This is a genomic window from Frankia sp. CcWB3 (assembly GCF_977927595.1).
Genome location: NZ_CDWRCK010000181.1, coordinates 1 through 1,350 on the forward strand (window position 1 = coordinate 1; position 1,350 = coordinate 1,350).

Here is a 1,350-nt window from a genome sequence, read left to right on the forward strand (position 1 = left end):
CGACAGATCCAGGTCACCTCCCAGACCGACGCCGACGGCAACACCACCACTACCGGCTACGACACCGACGGACAGATCTCCTCCGTCAACGACGGCAAGGGCAGCTACGCCTACGTCTACGACACCGCCACCGAACACCGCGGCCTGGTCACCAGCCTTGGCGTCGGCGCCGGGTCGGCACCGTCCACCTTCACCGCCACCTACAACGGCGACGGAGCCCTCACCAGCCAGACCTACCCGAACGGCCTCGTCGCCACCACCCGCCTCGACAACACCAACAAGCCGACCAGCCTCGCCTACGCCAAGTCCGGCACACCGTGGCTGACCTTCTCCCAGGCATACTCGATCCACGGCCAGGTCCGTCTCGACGCCAGCACGCCCGCGACCAAGACGCTGGGCTACGACCCGGCGGGCCGGCTGACCTCGGTCGTCGACGCGGTCAGCTACGGCGGGCCGCGGATCTGCACCACCCGCACCTACACCTACGACCTGGATTCCAATCGCATCGCCCTGACCAGCTACCCGGATGCCGGCGGTCAGCCGGACACCGGGAACTGCTCCACCGGCACGACCCCGCAGGTCTACTCTCACAGCTATGACCAGGCCGACCGGATCACCGACACCGGCTACACCTACGACCTGTTCGGCCGAACCACGGCTGTGCCGGCCGCCGACGCGGCCGGTGTCGCGCTTACCGTCGGCTACCACGTGAACGACATGGTCGCCTCGCAGACCGCAGGCTCGACTACCCGCACCTACACCCTCGACCCAGCACGGCGCATCCGATCCTGGAGTGAAGGATCGACGAGCTGGACTAAGGGGACGTAATGAAGTAACAAATACGTGATCGAGAGCATCATCGCAGGTCACAGGCCTGTGGAGGGTTCGAAACGCGCAAGTTATTTCATTTCGACTCCTAACCACTACCCGCTGGTTCGATACGACGGCACGACAGGTTCGACGGCGGCCGAACTCGGCGACAGCCCGGCCTGGATCGGCGTCACCGGCGGCGGGTGGACCCGCAACATCCTCGGAATCGGTGGAGACCTCGCCGCCGTCCAAGACAACACCGGCACGGTCACGCTGCAGCTGGCCAACCTGCGCGGAGACATCGTCGCCACCGTCCCCGACGACACCGCCGCTACCGCCATCGCCAGCTACGCCGAATCCAGCGAATTCGGCACCCCCTATTTCGCCAGTACCGCCTACGCCCGCTACGGCTGGCTCGGCGGAAAGCAACGCTCCCGCGACACCCTCGGCGGCCTCACCCTCATGGGCGTCCGCCTTTACAACCCCTACACCGGCCGTTTTCTCTCCACCGACCCCATCTTCGGCGGCAACGCCAAGGAG

Annotated in this window: 1 protein-coding gene and 1 pseudogene; both read left to right on the forward strand. The window is 66.3% G+C overall.

The annotated features are described in order from the left end of the window. Positions 1-828, forward strand: a pseudogene (locus ACY5KJ_RS14075) (sugar-binding protein); the annotation flags it as partial. Between the two features lie 15 nt (positions 829-843). Beyond that, positions 844-1,350: RHS repeat-associated core domain-containing protein (locus ACY5KJ_RS14080; RefSeq protein WP_462203549.1), on the forward strand; the 507-nt coding region annotated here is incomplete at its 3' end.